General features: G+C 68.0%; 13 protein-coding genes. 8 read left to right on the plus strand and 5 right to left on the minus strand.

Annotated elements, in window-relative coordinates; translation table 11 throughout:
- Nucleotides 1-57: 57 nt before the first annotated feature.
- Together DW355_RS05465 and DW355_RS05470 are read right to left on the minus strand one after the other, a co-directional pair.
- Entirely contained in the window at nucleotides 58-1,449 is a 1,392-nt protein-coding gene (locus DW355_RS05465) for a sensor histidine kinase (protein WP_131278307.1), read from the minus strand.
- Nucleotides 1,446-2,168 carry a response regulator transcription factor gene (locus tag DW355_RS05470; RefSeq protein WP_131278308.1) on the minus strand — a complete coding sequence of 241 codons (723 nt, stop codon included), beginning with the start codon at nucleotides 2,166-2,168 and terminating at the stop codon, nucleotides 1,446-1,448. The genes DW355_RS05465 and DW355_RS05470 overlap by 4 nt, the downstream gene beginning before the upstream one ends.
- A gap of 112 nt (nucleotides 2,169-2,280) precedes the next feature.
- Between DW355_RS05470 and DW355_RS05475 the strand changes: the two genes are divergently transcribed.
- From DW355_RS05475 to DW355_RS05485, 3 genes are read left to right on the plus strand one after another with little or no spacing between them, the layout of a single operon-like run.
- A complete protein-coding gene (locus DW355_RS05475; protein ID WP_131278309.1) occupies nucleotides 2,281-3,255 on the plus strand; it encodes a Bug family tripartite tricarboxylate transporter substrate binding protein in 975 nt (324 codons plus the stop codon).
- Nucleotides 3,255-3,818: a tripartite tricarboxylate transporter TctB family protein gene (locus tag DW355_RS05480; RefSeq protein WP_131278310.1), complete on the plus strand. Its 564-nt coding sequence runs from the start codon at nucleotides 3,255-3,257 to the stop codon at nucleotides 3,816-3,818. The genes DW355_RS05475 and DW355_RS05480 overlap by 1 nt, the downstream gene beginning before the upstream one ends.
- Before the next feature lie 15 nt (nucleotides 3,819-3,833).
- Nucleotides 3,834-5,330, plus strand: coding sequence for a tripartite tricarboxylate transporter permease (locus DW355_RS05485; protein WP_131278311.1), 1,497 nt, complete (start codon nucleotides 3,834-3,836; stop codon nucleotides 5,328-5,330).
- 23 nt (nucleotides 5,331-5,353) lie between these two features.
- Here the strand turns inward: DW355_RS05485 and DW355_RS05490 are convergent, their stop codons facing one another.
- Nucleotides 5,354-5,887 (minus strand): YqaA family protein, encoded by a 534-nt coding sequence (locus tag DW355_RS05490; protein WP_131278312.1) that lies wholly within the window; start codon nucleotides 5,885-5,887, stop codon nucleotides 5,354-5,356.
- A 161-nt stretch (nucleotides 5,888-6,048) separates the two neighbouring features.
- Here DW355_RS05490 and dusB point away from each other — a divergent pair, with 161 nt between their 5' ends.
- The 3 genes from dusB to purH all read left to right on the plus strand — a co-directional run bounded on the left by dusB (nucleotide 6,049) and on the right by purH (nucleotide 9,126).
- Nucleotides 6,049-7,185 (plus strand): tRNA dihydrouridine synthase DusB, encoded by a 1,137-nt coding sequence (gene dusB, locus DW355_RS05495; protein WP_131278313.1) that lies wholly within the window; start codon nucleotides 6,049-6,051, stop codon nucleotides 7,183-7,185.
- 77 nt (nucleotides 7,186-7,262) lie between these two features.
- Complete coding sequence (locus DW355_RS05500; RefSeq protein WP_131278314.1) at nucleotides 7,263-7,499, plus strand: helix-turn-helix domain-containing protein; 237 nt, start codon at nucleotides 7,263-7,265, stop codon at nucleotides 7,497-7,499.
- Nucleotides 7,500-7,524: 25 nt separating this feature from the next.
- On the plus strand, nucleotides 7,525-9,126 hold the full coding sequence (gene purH / locus DW355_RS05505) for a bifunctional phosphoribosylaminoimidazolecarboxamide formyltransferase/IMP cyclohydrolase (RefSeq protein WP_131278315.1): 1,602 nt from the start codon (nucleotides 7,525-7,527) through the stop codon (nucleotides 9,124-9,126).
- 71 nt (nucleotides 9,127-9,197) lie between these two features.
- On the opposite strand, the gene hemL is transcribed toward purH, so the two are convergent.
- Together hemL and thiD are read right to left on the minus strand one after the other, a co-directional pair.
- On the minus strand, nucleotides 9,198-10,514 hold the full coding sequence (gene hemL, locus DW355_RS05510) for a glutamate-1-semialdehyde 2,1-aminomutase (protein WP_131278316.1): 1,317 nt from the start codon (nucleotides 10,512-10,514) through the stop codon (nucleotides 9,198-9,200).
- A 76-nt stretch (nucleotides 10,515-10,590) separates the two neighbouring features.
- The gene (thiD, locus tag DW355_RS05515; protein ID WP_131278317.1) at nucleotides 10,591-11,541 is read right to left on the minus strand and encodes a bifunctional hydroxymethylpyrimidine kinase/phosphomethylpyrimidine kinase; all 951 of its coding nucleotides are present in this window, start codon (nucleotides 11,539-11,541) and stop codon (nucleotides 10,591-10,593) included.
- Nucleotides 11,542-11,704: 163 nt separating this feature from the next.
- Here thiD and DW355_RS05520 point away from each other — a divergent pair, with 163 nt between their 5' ends.
- Both DW355_RS05520 and DW355_RS05525 read left to right on the plus strand, forming a co-directional pair.
- Nucleotides 11,705-11,857 carry a rubredoxin gene (locus tag DW355_RS05520; RefSeq protein ID WP_131282344.1) on the plus strand — a complete coding sequence of 51 codons (153 nt, stop codon included), beginning with the start codon at nucleotides 11,705-11,707 and terminating at the stop codon, nucleotides 11,855-11,857.
- Nucleotides 11,858-11,952: 95 nt separating this feature from the next.
- Nucleotides 11,953-15,441, plus strand: a complete 3,489-nt coding sequence (locus DW355_RS05525; protein WP_131278318.1) for an Hpt domain-containing protein — start codon at nucleotides 11,953-11,955, stop codon at nucleotides 15,439-15,441.
- The last annotated feature ends 13 nt before the right edge of the window (nucleotides 15,442-15,454 follow it).

Raw genomic sequence — 15,454 nt, forward strand, 5'->3', positions numbered from 1 at the left:
CCCGTTGGGTGCAGCCGTTCCCGGTGGCGCTGCCCGAGGCCAGGGCGTGGACCGGTCTCAGCCTGCATCGGTGGCGAAAGTCATGCGAAACACCGTGCCCGGTCCCGTGGGCAAGGGGCTTTGCAGGCTGAGCTGGGCGCCATGCTGCTTGGCGATCTCGCGCGCGATGGCCAGACCCAGGCCGCTGCCGCTGACCGCGGCGGGCGCGGCACGGTAAAAGCGCTCGAACACATGGGCCCGGTGTTCGGCGGCGATGCCCGGCCCGCCATCTTCCACCTCGACCCAGTGGGGGCCCACGCGAACCGTGACGCGGGTGCCCGGCGGGGCATGGTGCAGCGCGTTGTCCAGCAGATTGCCCAGGGCTTCGTGCAGCAGGGCGGTCGAGCCCTGCACCGTGCAGGAGGGCACCAGTGCCTCGAAGCCGAGGTCGTCGTCGCGTTGCACGGCGCGCGGCAGGAAATCCTGGGTGACCTGACGCGCCAGCGCCACCAGGTCCAGAGGTTCGTGGGGGTACATCTCGCGCGCGTGTTCGGCGCGGGTCATGGCCAGCAACTGCTCGGTCAGACGCACCGCGTCGTCGGTGGTCTTGCGCGCGGCGGTCAGCAACGTCTCGCGGTCCGTGGTGGCCTCGCGCTGGGCCAGCGTGAGCTGGGTCTTGAGCACGGTCAGCGGCGTGCGCAGCTGGTGCGCGGCGTTGTCGAGGAAGCGCTTGCGGATGTCGATCAGCCGGCCCAGGCGGGCCAGGTAGCTGTTGAGCGTGTCCACCAGCGGATGCAGCTCGCGCGGCAGGCCGGGGGGTTCGATCGGGGCGAGGTCGTCGTCCGCGCGCTGCGCCAGGCGCTGGCGGAAGCTCTCCAGCGGGCGGATGCCGCGCTGCACGCCCACCACCACCAGCAGCGCCGCGGCCAGCAGCAGCAGGGCCTGCTGGCCCAGGGTGTCGCGCAGAATGTGCTGCACCATCTGCTGGCGCGTTTCCAGGGTTTCGGCCACGCTGATCTTGAGGATGCGGGTCTGCCCTTGTTCGTCCTCCAGCACGTGGGTCAGGTGGGCCAGGCGCACCGGTTGCTCGCGGAAGTGCCCGTCGTCGAATTGCACCAGGGCGTGGTAGTGCACCTGCACCGGCGCCGCAGGCCGAGGGCCCGGCAGCTCGTCCTGACCGGCCAGCCCCTGGCCCTGGGCGTCGGCGATGCGGTAATACAGGCGCGAGCCGGTGTGGTTCTCCAGCAGGTAACCGGCCGCGCGTTGCGCCTGCAACTGCAGGCCGCCCTGACGCCAGGACAGTTCCTCCGCCAGCGCGCGGCTGGCGAGGTAAAGCGCGCGGTCATAGGCCTCGTTGCTGGCGTCGACGGCGTTGCCATAGCTGATCCAGGCGTTGAGCGCGCTCAGGCCCACCAGCGGCAGCAGGATCCAGCCCAGCAGCCGCGCGCGCAGCGAGGCGGTGGTGGTCATGACGAGGGGGCGCTGTCCTTGAGTGTCAGCAGATAGCCCAGGCCACGGATGGTGCTGACCGTGGGGGCCGCCCCTTGGCCCGATGGGCGCGGCGCGGTGTCGAGCTTCTTGCGCAGGCGGTGGATCAGCACTTCCACGGCCTCCAGTTCGGCCGATTCGTCGGGGAAGACGGCGCGGTGCAGCGCGTCCTTGCCGACGGCGCGGCCAGGGTGTTCCAGCAGCACGCGCAGGGCGGCGGTTTCGCGCGGGGTCAGCGCCAGCACCAGTTGGTGCAGGGTGACCTGGCCCGATTCGCGTTCCATCTCCAGCGGGCCCAGGCGCAGGCGCATCGACCGCATGCGTCCCGGGCGGCGCAGCAGGGCGTGCAGCCGTGCTTCCAGTTCGCTCAGGTCGAAGGGTTTGGGCAGGTAGTCGTCCGCGCCGAGGTTGAGGCCCAGCACGCGGTCGGGCACGCTGGCGCGCGCCGTCAGGATCATCACGGGCACGGCGTTGCCGCCTTCGCGCAGTTCCTGCAGCACCGACAGGCCGTCGCGGCCGGGCAGGTTCAGGTCCAGCAGCACGGCGTCGAAATCGCCACCGCCGCGCAACAGGTCCAGGGCTTCGTCGCCATCGCGCGCAAATTCCACGTCCGCGCCGTTCTGGCGCAGGGCCGCACCCAGCCAGAGCGCCAGATCGGGGGTGTCTTCGACGAGCAGGAGACGGGTTGTCAGGGTATGCACCGGGGGGTTCTGACAGGTGTTTGAAAGCCTGGGCCGGGCCGCAGGATCAGAATCCCGGGGCTGCAGGCAAGGTCCTGCGAAGGTTTTTTTGATTCTTACACAGGAGACGACGATGCAAGCGAAGCGACGTGAATTCCTCGGCCTGGGTCTGGCCGCCGGTACCGGCCTGGCCCTGCCCGTCTGGGCCCAGGGCAAGCCCCTGTTCGAGTCCCTCAACATGTTCGTGCCCGCCGCGCCTGGCGGCGGCTGGGACGGCACTGCGCGCGCCATCGAGCGCGCCGCCAAGGCCGCGGGCCTGGTGGGCAACATGCCCTTCGAGAACGTGGCCGGCGCGGGTGGCATGGTGGGCCTGCCGCGCTACGTGAACCAGCGCAAGGGCAAGGGCGATAACTTGATGGTGGGGGGCTCCGTCATGGTGGGCGCGGCCATCGCCAACAAGAGCCCGGTGACCATGAAGAACGTCACGCCGATCGCGCGCCTGACCGAGGAGGCCGGCGTGGTCGCCGTGCCCGCCAGCGGCCAGATCAAGACCTGGAAGGAACTGGAGACCGCGCTCAAGACCAACCCCCGCGCCGTGCCCGTGGCCGGTGGCAGCGCGGGCGGCACCGACCACGTGCTGCTGGGCCTGATCATCCAGGCCCTGGGCCGCAACCCGCGCGAGGCGGCTTACGTGGCCTTCTCTGGCGGCGGTCAAGCCAACGCCGCGCTGTTGGGCGGTCAGGTGTCGGCGGGCATCTCGGGCTACTCGGAGTTCGAAGAGCACATCAGCTCCGGGCGTTTGATCCCGCTGGCCGTGTCCGGCAACAAGCGCATTCCCGGCGTGAACGTGCCCACCCTGAGCGAGTTGGGCGTGCCGGTGACGGCGGCCAACTGGCGCGGCGTGTTCGCGCCCCCGGCCATCAGCGCCGCGCAGCGCGATGCCTTGGTGAGTTTCATGACCCGCCTGCACGATTCCGAGGCCTGGAAGAAGGAGCTGGAAACGCGCAAGTGGACGGACGTCTTCCTGACCGCGCCGGCCTTCGACAAGCAGCTTGCCGACGACATCCGCGCGACCGAGGCCGTCATGAAGGACCTGGGACTGGCTTGATGACCGCATCTGCTTCGAAGCGTCCGGCATCGGGCGCGGCACGCCGGCGTGCGCGCTTCACGCCCTGGGTCTTGGCGATGCTGCTGGCGGCGCTGGCGGTCGCTGCCGCCTGGCAGGTCACGGCCATCCCCGAGTCCATGATCCAGATGGCGGTTGGTCCGGTGCTGGTGCCGGGCGTGGTGGTGGGCATGCTGGCCGTGCTGGCCCTGGCCTATGGCTGGAGCGCCTGGCGCGGCCGCCAGGTGGACGACAGCCAGATCGAAGACCACGAGCCCCTGCCTGGGGGTGACCGGCGCCTGCTGTTTCTGCTGGGCGGTGGTGTGCTTTTCATGGCCCTGGTGCAGCCGCTGGGTTTCATCGTTCCCGCGGCGCTGTGCGGCATGGGCGTGGCCCGGGCTTTCGACGCGCCGGTCATCGGCCGTTCGGCCTGGCGCTCGGCCCTGATCTGCCTGGGCATTGCGGCCTTCTTCTGGTTCGTGCTGGCCTACCTGCTGGGCGTGGGCCTGGGCCCGGCGTTGAGCTGGCCCTGGACCGACCTGGCCGACGCCGCGGCGTCGGCCTGATTTTTCGGAGCAAGCATGCAAGGATTTGAGGCCCTGCTGGCCGGGTTTGCCAGCGCGTTGCAACCCACGACCCTGCTTTGGGGTTTCGCCGGCTGTTTTCTGGGCACGCTGGTGGGCGTGCTGCCGGGCATCAGCCCGGCGCTGACCATCGCGCTGTTGCTGCCGCTGACCTACCAGGTGCCGGCCACCAGCATGTTCGTGATGTTCGCGGGCATCTACTACGGCGCGGCCTATGGAGGCTCCACCACCTCCATCCTGCTCAACACGCCGGGTGAATCGGGCTCGGTGGTCACGGCGTTGGAAGGCAACAAGATGGCGCGGCGCGGACGCGCGGGCCAGGCGCTGGCGACGGCGGCCATCGGCAGCTTCGTGGCGGGCACCATCGGCACGCTGGCGCTGACCTTTTTCGCGCCCTGGGTGGTGCAGGCCGCGCTGGCCTTCGGCCCGGCGGAGTACTTCAGCCTGATGGTGCTGTCCCTGGTCGCCGTGTCGGCCGTGCTGGGCAACTCGGTGCTGCGCGGGCTGATCAGCCTCTTCCTCGGCCTGCTGGCGGGCTTGGTCGGCATCGACCTGCAGACCGGCCAGCCGCGCTTCACCTTCGGCCGCGCCGAACTGCTGGACGGGCTGGAGGTGACGGTGGTGGTCGTGGGGCTGTTCGCGGTGGGCGAGGCGCTGTACCTCGCCTGGCAAGGGCGTGAATCGCGCAACGCCGAGGTCATGAAGCTCACGGGCAGCCTGCGTCTGAGCCGGCAGGACTGGGGGCGTTCCTGGAAGGCCTGGCTGCGTGGCGCGCTCTACGGCTTCCCCATCGGGGCCATGCCGGCCGGTGGCGCCGAGCTGCCGACCATGCTTTCGTACTACACCGAGCGCAAGCTCAGCAACCACCCGGAGGAATTCGGCCAGGGCGCCATCGAGGGCGTGGCCGGGCCCGAGGCCGCCAACAACGCGGCGGCGGCCGGCGTGCTCATGCCGCTGCTGACCCTGGGCATCCCCACGTCGGCCACCGCGGCCATCATGCTGTCGGCTTTCGAGGGCTACGGCATCCAACCCGGCCCGCAGCTCTTCACGCAGCAGGGTGCGCTGGTCTGGACGCTGATCGCCAGCCTCTACATCGGCAACGTCATTCTGCTCATCCTCAACCTGCCGCTGGTGGGCCTGTGGGTCAAGCTGCTCAAGATCCCGCCGCCCTGGCTGTACGCGGGCATCATCATCGTGTCCATCGCGGGCGTCTACGGCGCGAGCAATTCGGTGTTCAACGTGGGCCTGCTGTTTGCCTTCGGCCTCCTCGGTTTCGTGATGCGGCGCTTCGACTTTCCGGCCGCGCCGCTGATCGTCGGGCTGATCCTCGCGCCCATGGCCGAGCAGTCCATGCGGCAGGCGCTCATCATCAGCCAGGGGGATTGGTTCACCTTCTTCACGCGCCCGCTGTCGGGCACGCTGATGGCCGTTGCTCTCGTGCTGCTGTTCGCGCCACCGCTGTGGCGTCTGGTCCGGCGCCGGCTCGCTGCCTGATCAGTCCGGGTTCGCCGGGCTGATCACAGCAACTTGAGCGATTCCGGAATCAGCCACAGCAGGGCCACCGTCATCGTGACGTAGCGCAGGAACTTGCCGAGGGCCATGTAGGCCACGCAGGGCCAGAAGGGCAGCTTGAGCCAGCCTGCCACCGCGCACAGCGGGTCGCCGACAATGGGCAGCCAGGCCAGCAGGCAGGCCTTGGGGCCCAGGCGTTCCAGCCAGACCAGTGCGCGCAGGTGCGCGCGCGACTGAGCCTGGGCGTGCGCCTGCATACTGGCGTGGTCATGGCGCAGCTTGTCCACGGCCCGGTGGGTGCCGTAGCCCAGCCACCAGTTCAGCGCGCCGCCCAGGGTGTTGCCCACCGTGGCCACGACGATGGCGGGCCAGAACAGTTCTGGATTCAGGTGCAAGAGACCCACCAAGGCGGGTTCCGAGCCCATGGGCAACAGGGTGGCGGACACAAAGGCGATCACGAACAGCGTGCTGAGGCCGAACTCTGGCAGGGCCAGCCAGGCCAGCAATTGCTGCAGCGCCACATTGAGTTGCTCCATCATGGGGCGCAGTATAGAAAGCACGCAGGTGCAAGTAGGGGAAAGCGTGCGAAAGCGCACGCGGTGCCGTGGCTTGCGCGGCCGATTCCAACTGCTGAAAATTTGAGCAGATAGAATCCGCCGCTTCGCCTCCGCCCTCCCAGATTCTTTTTTCCTGTTCCCGCATGAACTCCGGCTCCGTCCCCGGCGTGCGCATCGGTGCGCACCTGCTGCCGAACAATGTGTTCGCCGCGCCCATGGCCGGGGTGACGGACCGACCTTTCCGCAAGCTCTGCAAGGCCCTGGGCGCGGGCTACGCGGTCAGCGAGATGGTGACGTCGCGCAGGGAGCTGTGGAACAGCCTCAAGACCAGTCGCCGCGCCGACCACACCGGCGAACCCGGCCCCATCGCCGTGCAGATCGCCGGCACGGATGCCGCCATGATGGCCGAGGCCGCGACCTACAACGTCGAACGCGGCGCGCAGATCATCGACATCAACATGGGCTGCCCTGCCAAGAAGGTCTGCAACAAGTGGGCGGGCTCGGCGCTGATGCAAGACGAAGCCCTGGCGCTGGAAATCGCCGAAGCCGTGGTCGCCGCTTGCGAACCCCATGGGGTTCCCGTCACGCTCAAGATGCGCACCGGTTGGTGTCAGTCGAACAAGAACGCGGTGACGCTGGCCCGGGCCTTCGAGGGCGCGGGCATCCGCATGTTGACGGTGCATGGCCGTACACGCGAGCAGGGCTACGGCGGCCAGGCCGAGTACGACACGATTGCTGCGGTCAAGGCCGCCGTGCGGGTGCCCGTGGTGGCCAACGGCGACATCACCTCACCCGAGAAGGCGCAGGCGGTTCTGGCCCACACGGGCGCCGATGCCGTGATGATCGGCCGCGCCGCGCAGGGCCGGCCCTGGATCTTCCGCGAGGTCGCGCATTACCTGGCCACGGGCGAGCACCTGGCCCCACCGCTGGTGGCCGAGGTCCAGCGTTTGCTGCTTGACCACCTGTTGGAGCATTACGCGCTGTACGGCGACGAAAGCTGGACCGTGGGCCTGGCTGGGGGGCTGAACGCAAGCTCAAGCACTGGCGGACATCCAGGCGCGACCACAGGCGTTCGAAGCGCGCGTAAACACATCGGCTGGTATGTGCGTGGTTTGCCCGGGGGCGAGGCCTTCCGCGCCCGCATGAACGCCCTGGACGACAGCCGTTCCCAGTGGCAGGCCGTGGCGGATTATTTTGACGAACTGGGGTCCGTGATGGACCGATTGCCGGCGGCGGATGCCGTGCTGCCTGGGCCCGTGGAGGAAGAAGCGCCCGTGTGAGCCTGTGAACCGGGGAGAAGCGCGGGAAGGAATGCGAGAGAGAGTACGGATGAGCCAAGAACAATGAGTCCAAAAAAATGAGCAAGAAGCAGATCGAAGAATGCGTGCGCAACAGCATGGAAGGGTATTTCAAGGACCTGCGGGGCGCCGAGCCCGATGGCATGTACGACATGCTGGTGCGCGTGATCGAGAAACCGCTGTTGGAGGTGGTGATGGCGCACGCCGAGCACAACCAGTCGCGCGCCGCCGAGTGGCTGGGTCTGAACCGCAACACCTTGCGCAAGAAGCTGGTCGAGCACAAATTGCTCAAATGATTTTCCGAACTGATTGATAGACACCATGCAAGCACTGCTTTCCGTTTCCGACAAGACCGGCATCCTCGAATTCGCCAAGGCGCTGAACCAGCTCGGCGTCAAGCTGCTCTCCACCGGCGGCACCGCCAAGCTGCTGGCCGATGCCGGCCTGCCCGTGACCGAGGTGGCCGAGCACACGGGTTTTCCTGAAATGCTGGACGGCCGCGTCAAGACCCTGCACCCGAAAATTCACGGTGGCTTGCTGGCGCGCGCCGACTTGCCCGAGCACATGGCGGCCATGCGGCAGCACGGCATCACGCGCATCGATATCCTGGCCGTCAATCTCTATCCCTTCGAGGCGACGGTGGCCAAGCCGGGGTGCACGCTGGAGGACGCGATCGAGAACATCGACATCGGCGGTCCGGCCATGGTGCGCAGCGCGGCCAAGAACTGGAAGGACGTGGCCGTGCTCACCGATGCCGGCCAGTACGCCGGTGTGCTGGCCGAGCTGAAGGCCGGTGGCATCACGCACAAAACCAAGTTCGCCCTGAGCGTGGCCGCCTACAACCGCATCGCCAACTACGACGCGGCCATCAGCAATTACCTGTCATCGGTCAATCTCGGGGACACCGGCCAGCCCGCCGCACCTGCCGAGTATGCGGGCCAAGCCAACAGCAATTTCATCAAGCTGCAAGACCTGCGCTATGGCGAGAACCCGCACCAGACCGCCGCTTTCTACCGCGACCTCTACCCCGCGCCCGGCTCACTCGTCACGGCCAAGCAGTTGCAGGGCAAGGAGCTGAGCTACAACAACATCGCCGATGCCGACGCGGCTTGGGAATGTGTCAAGACCTTTGACACGCCGGCCTGCGTGATCGTCAAGCACGCCAACCCCTGCGGCGTGGCCGTGGGCAAGGATGCGCTGGAGGCCTACGGCAAGGCCTTCAAGACCGACCCCACCAGCGCCTTCGGCGGCATCCTGGCATTCAATCGCACGGTGGACGGTGCGGTGGCGAGAGAGATCACCGTGGCCAACAAGCATTTTGTCGAAGTGCTGATGGCGCCTGGCTACACACTCGAGGCGCTGGAGATCTTCAAGAGCAAGGTCAATGTGCGCGTGCTCGACATCGCGCTCGACGGTGTCAAGCGCGACGGCAAGACCGCCTGGGAGCGTGGCCTCAACAGCCACGACGTCAAGCGCGTCGGTTCGGGCCTGCTGATCCAGACCGCCGACAACCATGAGCTCCAGCGTGAGGACCTCAAGGTCGTGACGAAACTCGCGCCGACCCCGCAGCAGATCGAAGACCTGCTCTTCGCCTGGAAGGTGGCCAAGTTCGTCAAGAGCAACGCCATCGTTTTCTGCAGCGGCGGCATGACCATGGGCGTGGGCGCGGGCCAGATGAGCCGCCTGGACAGCGCGCGCATTGCCAGCATCAAGGCCGAACATGCGGGCCTGAGCCTCAAGGGCACGGCCGTGGCCAGCGATGCCTTCTTCCCCTTCCGCGATGGCCTGGATGTGGTGGCCGAGGCCGGCGCCACCTGCGTTATTCAGCCGGGCGGCAGCATGCGCGACCAGGAGGTCATCGACGCGGCGAACGAGCGCGGTATCGCCATGGTGTTTTCGGGCGTGCGGCATTTCAGGCATTGAGCCGTACCGCCTCGGAAGAAACAAAAAAAGCGACCTCAGGGTCGTTTTTTTGTTGGTCGAAGATGTCGGCTTTAGCGCATGGACTTGAACACCTCGGCTGCCGCGCCAACGGTGGCCGCAATGTCCGCCTCGCTGTGCGCCGCGCTCACGAACCCCGCCTCGTACAGCGCCGGCGCGATGTAGACCCCCCGATCCAGCAGACCGTGGAAGAGCGCATTGAACTTGGCGCTTTCGGTCTTCATGACCTGGGTGTAGTTCTGTGGCAGTTGGGGCAGCAGGAAGAAGCCGAACATGCCGCCTTCGCTGTCGCTCACGAAAGGTACGCCAGCCTGGGTCGCGGCGGCCTGCAGGCCGTCGACGAGGCTGCGCGTTTTCTTCGCGAGTGATGCGTAGAAGCCGGGCTTGGCGATTTCCTTGAGCGTGGCCAGGCCGCAGGCCGTGGCGACAGGGTTGCCGCTGAGCGTCCCGGCCTGGTAGACGGGGCCCAGCGGGGCCATCTGTTCCATGATGGCGCGCGGGCCGCCGAAGGCCGCCAGCGGCATGCCGCCGCCGATGACCTTGCCGAGCACGGTGAGGTCGGGTTGGAACCCCGGGATGGCTTTCGCATAGAGGCTCTGCGCACTGCCGAGCGCGACGCGGAAGCCCGTCATCACTTCATCAAGGATGAGCAGCGCGCCATGCTGGGTGCAGAGTTCGCGGCAACGCTTCATGAAATCAAGGCTGGCGCGCACGAAGTTCATATTGCCCGCAATGGGCTCGATGATGATGCAGGCGATGTCCGGGCCATGCAGGGCGAAGGCTTCCTCGATCTGCTGAACGTTGTTGTATTCGAGCACCAGGGTGTGCTGCACCACCTCGGGCGGCACACCCGCGCTGGTCGGGTGGCCGAAGGTGGCGAGGCCCGAGCCGGCCTTGACCAGCAGCGAATCCGCGTGGCCGTGGTAGCAGCCTTCGAACTTGATGATCTTGGGGCGGTTCGTCGCGCCGCGCGCCAGGCGGATGGCGCTCATGCCCGCCTCGGTGCCGCTGCTGACCAGACGCAGCATTTCCATCGAGGGCACGTGCTTGAGGATTTCCTCGGCGAGTTCGATCTCGCGCTCGGTGGGCGCGCCGAAGGAGAAGCCCTCGGTCGCGGCTTTTTGCACGGCGTCCAGCACGGCGGGATGGCCGTGGCCCAGGATCATCGGGCCCCAGGAGCCGATGTAGTCGATGTACTGTTGGCCGTCCGCGTCCCACATATAGGCGCCCTGGGCGCGGGCGATGAAGCGCGGCGTGCCGCCCACGGCGCGGAAGGCCCGCACGGGCGAGTTGACACCGCCGGGGATGACACGCTTGGCGCGTTCGAACAGGGTGGTGTTGAGGCTGGCGGGGTTCGTGGAACTGGACATGATGGCGGGCAGAAACGGGAACGAAAACTGGCGCGGATGCGATGCAGGTGCGGGGTGAGGTGATGGGCGCCGGTGCTCAGTGCCGGGTGCCGTGGGGCGGCAGGTCCAGCATGTCGTCGGAGCGTTCGTCGGCGATTTCGTCGATCTCGCCCATGTCGACGTCGCCCTGGGCCCAGAACATGCGGTCGGGGATGACCAGGCCCATGCCGGGGCGAAAGCCCGCGTCCAGGGCCTGGTCCAGGTAGGCCAGCGCCTCGGTGAAGGCTTCGTCCAGGTCGTTGCCCGAGGCCAGCAGGGCGGTCAGCGCGGCACTCAGCGTGTCGCCCGCGCCCGTGAAAGAGGCTTCGAAGCGCTCGAATTTCAGGCTGCCCAGCACGCTCTCGGGCGAAGCCAGCACGTTGTCGATCTGTTGCTCGGCCGGGTTGGATGGGTCGATCACCGGAATACCCGTCACCAGCACATAAGCCGAGCCATGCTCGCCCGCGGCGCGGGCGATGTCGCGCGCGCTGGGGGTCTTGTCGCCTTCCCAGTCCGGCAGCAACCAGCGCCACAGCGTGCTGTGGTTGCCCACGAGGATGGTGGTCTGTGGCAGGAGCAGCTCGGCGAAGGCGTCTTGATACAGATCAATCTGCACTTCGTTCCACCACGATAGATTGGGCATGTAGGCGATCAGGGGCGTCTCGGCGTAGTCGCTCGCGATTTCGGCGATGGTGCTCAGGTTCTCGGGCGTGCCCGCGAACCCGACCTTGATCGTTTGCACTTGCACGTCTTCGAGCAGCGCGCGCGCCTGTTCGGCCACGGCCTCTTCGTCCAGCGGATAGTGGTCGAAGGTCGTGGCTGTGTCGCGCGCGTAGGCGCCCGTCAGCACGGGCAGGGCATGCGCGCCCACCGAGGCCATGGCGGTGATGTCGGCCGACAGGCCACCAGCTCCGCTTGGGTCGTTGGCGTTGAACACCAGCACGCACGGTGGCTGGTGTTCGCCCAGGTCCTGGTCTTGTGCGCGGGTGTCTGTGTCGGGGATTTGCATGGCTGACCTGTGAAGTTCATCAGGCAGAATAGTGCGTGAAGGTTGCGGCTGTCGCGCTTACCTTGGTGGGTAAGTTGAAACAGGTCAGCGGCTCTCGCGCGTTTCGTCATTCAATTCTATAGAGAGAAAGTTGCAAGCTGTGAGTGAGAACAACAAAACCTGGATGTGCCTGATCTGCGGCTGGATGTACGACGAAGCCCTGGGCGATCCTGAGCACGGCATTGCCCCGGGCACCGCCTGGGCCGACGTTCCCATGAACTGGACCTGCCCGGAATGCGGCGCGCGCAAGGAAGATTTCGAGATGGTGCAGATCTGACCCGCGCCACGGGCGGCGTAGCGGCGACAATCCGGCCCACGGATTTCCCTTGACGCCCCAAGCACCGCCCGAGTCAGAAAGGACGCCCATCCGCCATGCCGTCGATTCCCAGCGCCGTCCTGCAGGAAGAACTGCGCGTCACGCTGGACGCGGCGGGCCGTGCGCTGCGCCGACTGCTGCATGAGCGCGCGACCGGGGGCGTGGCGCCTGAAGCCTCGCTCCTGCCGGATGTGCGCGATCGCCTGTTGCGCTGCGCCACGGCCCTTGAGCCTTTCAGCGGCTCCGCCAAGCTGCTCTATGCCATGGCGTCATTGGTGCAGAGCTACGCCGCGCACCCGCAGGCTCTGAGCGAGGCTTCGGCCGCCGCCGTGGAGCGCGCCAGCGACGCGGTGATCGAACACCTGGCCGCGCTTGCGCGGGGCAAGCAGGTCTCGGCCGTGGCGCTCTTTCCCCAATACCGTGAATTGTTGATGCTGCTCGGCGAGGAGCGGGTGCATCCGGCCGAACTCTGGACACCGCCTCAGGCGGCGATGCGCCCGGCGCCAACGGTGGAATTTCCGCTGGAGGGCGCCCCGGTAGCCGCGCGTTCCGCGGACGCCCCGGGCGGGTCCCAACACGCCTGGGCCTGGATCGATGGCACGCGGGTCGACAACGCCGCGCGCGCCGCCCTCAAGGCCGAGCCGCTGGCCTACGCGCCCGCGCTGCGCTCGCGCATGGACACGGCCCTGCTGCAGATGGTCAAGGCTGGTGGCGGCGCGGCGGCGCTGCCGCTGCGCGACATCACCCTGGGCGTGGCCGCGGGCGAGACCCAGCGCCCACGGCGTGCCTTCTGGCAACTCGCGTCCGCCTATTTCGAGGCGCTGGCGCTGGAGTTGATCGCGGCCGATGTCTACGTCAAGCGCACGGCCAGCCGCGTGCTGCTGCAGTACAGCGCCTTTTCGCGGGACCAGTCCGGGGCCGGGGGCGCCGTGGCCGTGGCCGATGGCCTGGCGCAGGACCTGCTTTTTTTCTGTGCACAGGCCGCGCCCCCCAATCTGCTGACCGCCGTGCAGGCCGCGCCTGTGCTGGCCACGGTGCGTCGCATCTACGGTCTCGGCGACGCCCAGCCCGTCAACTACGAAGCGCAGCGCTATGGTCGCTTCGATCCCACCGCGCTGGCGCAGGCGCGTCAGCGCATCCGCGCCGCGCTCGAAGGTTGGGCCGGCTTCAACACCGAGCCGGACCTGCTCTATCCCAACAGCATCCCGGACAACCAGCGCTTCGAAGCCCTCACCGCGCTGTTCAGCCAACTGGGCGTGTCCCTGCTGACCCTGCAACCCGAGCGGCGCGAGCTGGTGCGCGCCCTGCTGCAGGCCGCCGACTACATTGCCCGTGCCGCCTCCTGGCGGCCCTCGCTGTCCGGCGCGCGGCTGGCGACCGAGGTCGATCTGGCCTTGTGCTTCCTGGACGCGGCCTACGAAGACCTCGACCCCGCGGAAGACATGCTCAAACAGGAGCGCAGCGATCTGCTGGCGCTGCGCATTGACCGTGCGGTGGACGTGGCCGAGAGCGGCGTGGACCAGCCTGCCGAGCCCTTCCAGCCCTGGATGGCCGAGTTGCTGGGCCTGCCCGCGCCCACCGAATCCGTCTTCCAGACCTTGTACGAACTGGAGCATGAGGGCCATCCCTTCCAGTCTTCGCCACCGGTCTCCTTGCCGGTGGTGTCGCCCATGGTGTCCCGGCCGGAACCCGTCTGGGCCACCGAAGCGCCAGCGACGGCGTCCGACGACCCGCAGTCGCTGGAACAGGTCGATCCCTTCCCGCCCCTCGAAACCGCGCAGCTCGGCGGCGACGCGCCGCAGAACCCACACGAACTGGACGAGCCACTGGAACGGGCCGCGGACGCGAGCCGCTCCGAGTTCGACCCGGGCATGGCGCCGGCATCGGGTGCCGAACCTGAACCTGAGACCGAGACCGACCTTGCAAGGCAACCGGCCTTCAACGCGGACGAGGACGCGCAGGTGCCTCCCGTCGAGGTCCCCTGGGCCGACCGCGAAGAAGGCGAGGCGTCCGACCCGCCCACCGGCATCGCGTCCTTCGATGCCCCGCCCAGGGACGCTGTCTCCGTGCTGACCCAGGCCCTGGCGGATGAACAGGGACCGGAAGCCTTTCTGACCGCCGCACGCGAGGCCGTCCATGCCGGGCTGGATGTCGTGGCAGCCCAACTGGCCGGCATGTTCGACACGGCTCCCGGGGCCGAAGCGACCGCCGAAGGCGAGGGGGACGGGCCTCTGGTTCAGGCCTTCACGCAACTGGCCCAGGCCGCGACCCGGGAACAGGCGGCCGGCCTGGCCCAGGCGGGGGAACTGGCCGAGGCCGTGGACGTCCTGCTGCCCTTTCTGTCCGGGGCGGGTGGGGGCAACGCACGCCCGGAAGTGCTGCACCTGGCCCTGGAAGCGCTGCACCAGATCGGCCTGTGGGTGGAGGACGTGGCCTCGGGCCGTGCGCCCGAACCGCTGGTCGAAGCCCTGCGGCAAGCCGCCATGGCCTTGGCGTCGTCGGCGCCTTCATCACTGTCTTCAGAGTCCGCCACTGATGCGGACCCGATGCCGGACGAACCCGTGCCGGACTTGGCGGTGCTCAAGCCCGCGGCCGACACGGCGGTCGCCGCCGACTTGAGCGAGCCGCAGCCGTTCAGGCAGACCCGTTTCGTGGACGGTGAAGCGCGGTTCAAGCAGGTCGGTCCCTTGCGCCTGCCGCTGGCCGACTACAAGGCGTTCCTGAACGAGGCGGACGAGTGGTCGCGCCTGCTCAGCGCTGGCTTGAATGAATGGTCGCTGGACCTGGGTCACCAGGTGCGTCGTGCCCTGCCGGTCAACCTGCTCGCGCTCGCGCACGCCCTGGCGGGCAGCGCCGAGGGCCTGGGGCTGCAAGCCATTGCCACGCTCGCGCGCACCTTGGAACAGGCCATGACGCAGCTGCGTGGCGAGCGCGAGTTGCAGGTGCCCGCGACCGAGGCCGCGCGCATCTTCCTGCTGGCCGCGGAGGACATCCGTTACCTGCTGCACCAACTGACGGCTGGTGAACTCAAGATGCCAGAGCCCGGCCTGCTGGATGAACTGGCCGCCGCCGCCGGCATCGAGGCGCCGGTGCTGCTGGCGCCCGCGTCGCCCTCCGCGGTCCTGGCGTCGGCGGACGCACAGGCTTCGGGTTCATTCGATCCGCAGGGCCCGGCGTCGAACGAGCCCGATCTGTTTTCATCCGCCCCGCCGAGTGGCGCCGCGCCGCATTCTGTCCAACACCATGAATGGGGCTACGCCCCGATTCCCGATGCAAGCTCCGTCATCGATGCGGCAGGCGGGGCGCCGGTCTCGTCTCCCCTGCCGCTGCGCCAGCGCCTGGAAGCGCGGGTGGACGAGGTGCACGGCGGTCTGCACGAGTTGGACCTGATGCTGGAGCGCCTGCGCAGCTACCTGAAGTCCGCGGGCTTGCCGCCCGAGGCGCTCAAGGAGATCGCCACCGTGCAACGCCATCTGCAGGAGGCTTTGGGCGAACTGGAAGAAGACCTGCGCGAGCTGGACGACGAGGGCGAGGGCGGCCGATAGCGCTGGCGCGTGG

Origin of the sequence: Hylemonella gracilis, assembly GCF_004328645.1 — a bacterium.
Lineage (GTDB): Bacteria > Pseudomonadota > Gammaproteobacteria > Burkholderiales > Burkholderiaceae_C > Hylemonella > Hylemonella gracilis_B.